Genomic DNA, 6,000 nt, shown 5'->3' with positions numbered 1-6,000 from the left:
GTAATGTGTGGACGCCCATCATTTCTCTGCGGCGGGAGGACGCCGCCCGATTGGGATATGACAATGCCGCTGCGTGGATGGCACTCATCCGCAAACAGCGGAATATCTTTGCCGAGCAGATGAAGATTGCACCGGAAAACCTTCGCTGGTATGCGGCCTTTCATAACGAAGGGCATCATCCTCACTGCCACATGCTGGTGTACTCAGTGAATCCCCGTGAAGGGTATGTCACCAAGCCCGCCATCGAAAAGATGCGAAGCACCCTGGCTAGGGAGATCTTTCAACAGGATCTCATTCAGATTTATGCAGAGCAGACCGCACAGAGAAATACGCTTTATGAACAGAGCCATGAAGCCCTGAAAGAAATCATCGGCAGAATGAGCGGTGTGTGTGAAAGCGGTATCATTGAAAGTCTGCTCTCACATCTGGCAGAGCGTCTCAGGCATACATCCGGTAAAAAACAATACGGCTATCTCAAAGCACCCTTGAAGGCCATCGTGAATCAGGTCGTGGATGAGCTGGCAAAGGATGCGCGTGTGGCGGAGGCCTATGTAAAATGGTCAGAGCTTCGCAGCGAGGTGCTGCGCACATATACGGATAAGCTCCCCGATCCTGTTCCGTTATCGCAGCAGAAAGAATTTAAGAATATTAGGAATATGGTGATCGCAGAAGCAATGAACATTGGCGGTCACCATTTCACCTTTGAGGGGGATAATCCGGCAGACGAACTGCTTCAAGAAGCCGAAGAATCCATTTCCGTGATGCTGGGGGATGAATACATGCCAGTCGAGGATGAAGCGCCGGAGGACAGTGAGGATATACCGTCTTCAGCTTCGGAGGGTTCACCCCGTCAGGATTCGGATGAGACTGACTCCGGCAAATCGTACATCGAGTGGAGTGATCGATATATGGAGGCCCGTGCCTTTCTCTATGGCAGCGATGAGGCGGAGCCTGACTTTGAGCGGGCCCTTCGCTTGTTTTTGGAGGAAGCAGAGGGCGGGAATGCTCTAGCCATGCATGACCTAGGCAGGATGTACGCTGACGGTCTCGGTGTGGATATGAATGCAGAAACCGCATTTGCCTGGTACGAAAAAGCCCTCTCAGCATTCCTGGACATTGAAGCAAATAAAGAAAGCCGGTATGTGGAATACCGCATCGGTAAAATGCACGCGGCTGGGCTCGGTACGGAACAGGATTATGTGGAAGCGGCAGGATGGTTTGAAATGGCGGCTTCCCGAAATCACAAATATGCTCAATATTCTCTTGCCGGTCTGTACTGCCGGGGGCAGGGCGTGGAACAGGACTATGAAGTGGCGTTCCGGCTCTACGGTAAATCTGCCGCCCAGCGCGTTCCATATGCTTATTACGAGCTGGCGAAAATGTATCGGGACGGTATCGGTACAGAGAAGGACGCCGAGGAAGCGGAGCTCAATTTTGAGAAAGCCTTTTACGGCTTTAAGCGTCTGGAGGAACAAAGTCATGACGATAGGCTCCAATACCGTCTTGGGCAGATGCTCTATACCGGAACCGGAACGGAAAAGGACCTGGATGCGGCTATCGGATATTTTGAAAAAGCCGCTCGCCTCGGCAATGTCCATGCTCAGTATATGCTGGGCAGGGTTTATCTCGACGAGAACAGAGGACACAGAAATTCAGAGAAAGCTGTCCTGTGGCTGACCAAGGCTGCGGATAACGGCAGCAGCCCTGCTCAATTTGCCCTGGGCAAGCTTTATCGTGACGGCAGTCATGTGAAGAAGGATATTGCAAAAGCGGTGGAGCTGTTCACGAAAGCAGCAGAGCAGAACAATTCATTCGCTCAGTTTCAGCTTGGAAAACTCTTCCTAAGGGGACAGGATGTACCCAAGGATGTAGAAACAGCTGTCGAATGGCTGACCGCATCCGCGGAGCAGGGCAATCAGTATGCACAATATGCTCTCGGCAAGCTATTCCTTATCGGCGAAGATGTTCCCTGTGACCGTGAAGTCGCAGTACGCTGGTTTACCTTGTCTGCTGAACAGGGTAATGTTTATGCGCGGTATTTTCTTGACCATATGGACTCTTTCAGTAATCCGTTTCTGTTCCTTGCGGCGACAAGGCTCCTGCATCACCTGAGCCGGATTTTCCGGGATGAACAGCAAAGACTTTCCGGTGGTACCGGCATGCAGACGGACAGCAAGCTGCGCCGAAAGATACGCGAGAAGAAGATCGCCCAAGGACATGCACCGGACGATCACGAATTCAGGCAAATAACCTAATTAAAAGGAGGGCTCCCCATGCAGAAACTTCAATCAAAACATCTGCATAAAAAAGAACCGATTCCTGAGAAAATTAAACCAACGTCGCTCAAACCATCCGCGCATCGGCGGGTGGCTTTTTTTCGCCGGTGCGGTAAGCGTAAACGCTGACTAAGGGGGTAGTAGAGTATGACATATATTCACTTTACAGACGAACAAAAACAACGGGCCAATTCAGTGGATTTGGTGGACTTCCTCCAACGGCAGGGCGAACAGCTAGTTCGCTCCGGCCGTGAGTGGCGCTGGAAACGCTTCGACAGCGTGACCGTGCGCGGCAGTCAGTGGTTCCGCCATTCCCGGAAAGAAGGGGGCCATGCCATCGACTTCGTCCAGCAGTTCTATGACATGAGCTTTCCTGAAGCCGTTACGCTGCTTCTCGGCGGCGAGTCCGGCGTGGAATGGAACCAGACCTCCAAGAGTGCGCCGCCTCCGCGTAAATCCTTCGCGCTGCCGGAAGCCAATCAGGATATGCGCCGGGTGTTTGCCTATCTTATCAAGCAGCGGTTTATTGACCGAGAGGTGCTGACGCACTTTGCCCATGAAAAGCTGATTTATGAGGATAAGGAATATCATAATGCTGTGTTTGTGGGGTTGGATGAAAACGGCGTTCCCCGTCATGCTCACAAGCGAGGAACCTACACCCAGGGAGAGCCATACAAGGGCAATGTGGAAGGCAGTGATCCTAAATACAGCTTTCACCGGATGGGGGAAAGCGATACGCTGTACGTTTTTGAGGCACCTGTGGATATGCTGTCGTTCATCACCCTAAATAAAGATGGCTGGAAGCAGTACAGCTATGTCACGCTTGATGGTGTGTCGGAACACGCTATGCTCTGTCAGCTTGATACGAATCCACGGCTGAAAAACATCGTGCTGTGCCTGGACCATGACGAGGCAGGCATTGAAGCCAGTGGCCGTCTGAAGGATATACTGCAGGAGAAGGGCTATGCGAATATTTCTGTATTTCAGTCACATCACAAGGACTGGAACGAGGATCTGAAAGCCAGGCATGGAGTCAGTCCCATCCCGGCACGGGAGCATCCGAAGCTGGAGCTTCTGCCTAAGGTGTGCGCTAAACTGCACGATTTATGTAAAGCTCTGTCAGCTTATAAAGATATTGACTCCTTCCTCGCAGAGTGCGGCGAGGCAGTGGAGCCGCTTCTAGCCTCCGGCAATACAGCGGCCATGAATGCTGAAGCCGTTCGGGAATGCCTGCAGTGTATGGCAGCCGGCGCATTGACAGCCAAGCAAAGGCAGCTGTGCCAGATGGAACAGCCTGTGACAATAGAGCAGCTTATTCAAAAGCTGCAGGACAGCTACCGTCCTCATGAAGATCGGGGCTGGCTTCGTACCAAGGCGGAGCAACTGCGCCAGGATGTTTTGGCTGTCAACCGTCAGTTTCAGGCATCCGGTATCCGCACGCTGGATGATAAAGAAAAGCTCTTGTCCTTTTATCAGCGTCTCGCAATGGACAGCGTTAAAACCATAATGTTTGTTGAGCAGGAACTGCCGTCAACGCTTCCGGTGCAGGAGCCGGCAGTAAATTTTTTGATGACCATGTAGAGGAGGGATCGAGTTGCAGACGTCACAAATCATAATTCTATCAGCCGCCGGAATGTCTATGTTCGGGGTTATTGGCTTGTTATCGCTCATAGCTCATTACTATACGCTCAATGGCATCAAGTCCAAAACTGTCGGCGACGGCCAGCATGGTACGGCGCGCTGGGGAACAAAGCGGGAGATTAAAAAGACTTATACTGAAGTACCCTATGAGCCGGAGAAATGGAGAAAAGGAGAAAGTCTTCCGAAAGTGCAGGGCCTGATAGTCGGCTGGAGAAAAGCGTCTCTGTTTGACGGCACCATCTCGCACGGCTATGCGCTGGTGGACGATGACGATATCCACTGTCTGATGATCGGTGCCGCAGGTGTCGGCAAGACCGCTAACTTTCTATATCCGAATCTGGAATACACCTGCGCCTGCGGAATGAGCTTTGTGACTACCGACACCAAGGGAGACCTCTACCGCAATTATGCCGGGATCGCAAAAGAAAATTACGGATACGATGTTGCTGTTATTGACCTAAGAAACCCCACCCGCTCGGACGGAAACAATCTTCTCCATCTGGTCAACCGGTATATGGATGCATATTTAAATAATCCTCAGAATCTTGCGTTTAAAGCCAGAGCGGAGAAGTATGCCAAGATTACCGCAAAGACTATCATTAACTCCGGAGGTTTCGATACAGCAATGGCTGGACAAAATGCCTTCTTCTATGACGCAGCGGAAGGACTGCTGACATCTGTGATTCTGCTTATAGCGGAATACTGTGAACCGAAGCAGAGACACATAGTATCCGTATTCAAGCTCATTCAGGATCTTCTGGCGCCCAGCGGCGTCAAGGGCAGGACTTTGTTTCAACTGCTCCTTGCTCATCTCCCGGATGAGCACAAGACCAAGTGGTTCGCCGGGGCGGCACTCAATTCGGCGGAGCAGGCCATGCAGAGTGTCCTCTCCACAGCCCTATCCAGATTGAACGCTTTTCTGGATTCTGAACTGGAGCAGATCCTGTGCTTTGACACGGCAATCGATGCGGAGAAGTTCTGTACAAACAAAAGTGCAATCTTCCTGGTGATGCCGGAGGAAGACAACACAAAGTATTTCATTATCAGCCTGATCGTCCAGCAGCTCTACCGTGAAATCCTGTCAGTGGCTGACGAGTATGGCGGAAAGCTCCCGAACCGTGTGATGATGTTCCTCGATGAGATCGGAACCATCCCCAAAATCGAGTCGGCGGAAATGATGTTCTCTGCTTCCCGTTCCCGCCGTGTATCCATCGTAGCGATTATTCAGAGCATTGCGCAGCTGGAGAAAAACTATGGCCGTGAGGGCTCTGCCATCATCATAGACAACTGTCAGGATACAGTGTTCGGAGGATTCGCTCCTAACAGCGAATCGGCGCAGATTTTATCAAAAGCCATGGGAAGCAAGACTGTCATGAGCGGTTCGGTTAGCCGGGGTAAAAACGACCCTTCGCAGAGTCTGCAGATGATTGAGCGCCCGCTGATGACGTCGGACGAGCTGAAGTCCATGCCCAAGGGCCATTTTATTGTCACAAAGACGGGCGCCTACCCGATGCGTACCAAGCTAAAGCTATTTACGGAATGGGGTATAACCTTCGGCAAGCCTTATGAGATTGCCGAGAAATCGGCCCGAAAGGTGGAGTATGCCGACAGGCGCAGAGTAGAGGAAGAAATCATCTGCCGGCAGTCTGCCTGTGTGGATGTGACGGAGGAAGATGAAGTCAGAGCAGCCGCATCGGGCGGATTACTGCACTTACCGATTAAGGAGCCGGAAGCGCCTGCCAGGACAAAAGCACCTGTTCGGATTGAATAGGAGGTAAAGCTGTGGGTTACTTTTCTTCTCTTTATTCCTCGGAGCTTCCGCATCGTGCCAGGGCTGTCTATATGTACCTTTATGACCGAGCAGATAAGGACGGCAAATGCTACCCGGCGATTGGTACCATCGCCAAGGAATTAAAGCTGTCCCGAAGCACCGTCAAACGAGCCATAGCTGACCTTGAAAAAAACGGCCGTTTGCGCAAGGAGCAAAGATGGCGTGAGAACGGCGGCAAGAGCAGCAATCTGTATTATTTGGTGCAGACAGATTCAGGCTGATAGGCTAAAAATGACCTTCCCCGCCGAGGGG

General features: G+C 51.7%; 5 protein-coding genes. All 5 read left to right on the top strand.

What is annotated here, in order from left to right; genetic code table 11:
* Positions 1 to 2,255 (top strand): MobP3 family relaxase (mobP3, locus tag B5Y67_RS06410; RefSeq protein ID WP_088225674.1); only part of this gene is annotated, 2,255 nt, incomplete at its 5' end.
* Positions 2,256 to 2,273: 18 nt separating this feature from the next.
* Positions 2,274 to 2,405 carry a hypothetical protein gene (locus B5Y67_RS26165; RefSeq protein WP_282432761.1) on the top strand — a complete coding sequence of 44 codons (132 nt, stop codon included), beginning with the start codon at positions 2,274 to 2,276 and terminating at the stop codon, positions 2,403 to 2,405.
* A gap of 18 nt (positions 2,406 to 2,423) precedes the next feature.
* Positions 2,424 to 3,857: a DUF3991 domain-containing protein gene (locus tag B5Y67_RS06405; protein WP_088225661.1), complete on the top strand. Its 1,434-nt coding sequence runs from the start codon at positions 2,424 to 2,426 to the stop codon at positions 3,855 to 3,857.
* 13 nt (positions 3,858 to 3,870) lie between these two features.
* Positions 3,871 to 5,688 carry a VirD4-like conjugal transfer protein, CD1115 family gene (locus B5Y67_RS06400; RefSeq protein ID WP_088225660.1) on the top strand — a complete coding sequence of 606 codons (1,818 nt, stop codon included), beginning with the start codon at positions 3,871 to 3,873 and terminating at the stop codon, positions 5,686 to 5,688.
* 11 nt (positions 5,689 to 5,699) lie between these two features.
* Positions 5,700 to 5,969, top strand: coding sequence for a helix-turn-helix domain-containing protein (locus B5Y67_RS06395; RefSeq protein ID WP_088225659.1), 270 nt, complete (start codon positions 5,700 to 5,702; stop codon positions 5,967 to 5,969).
* Positions 5,970 to 6,000: the final 31 nt, after the last annotated feature.

The organism is Desulfosporosinus sp. FKB, from assembly GCF_002196705.1.
GTDB lineage: Bacteria > Bacillota > Desulfitobacteriia > Desulfitobacteriales > Desulfitobacteriaceae > Desulfosporosinus.
Note: the sequence above shows the minus strand (reverse complement) of the source record. Positions and strands in the feature narration are given on the sequence as shown.

What these genes read in the sequence shown, in the direction of transcription:
- B5Y67_RS26165 (WP_282432761.1), top strand. Translation starts at nt 2,274, where the DNA reads ATGCAGAAACTTCAATCAAAACATCTGCATAAAAAAGAACCGATTCCT.
- B5Y67_RS06405 (WP_088225661.1), top strand. Translation starts at nt 2,424, where the DNA reads ATGACATATATTCACTTTACAGACGAACAAAAACAACGGGCCAATTCA.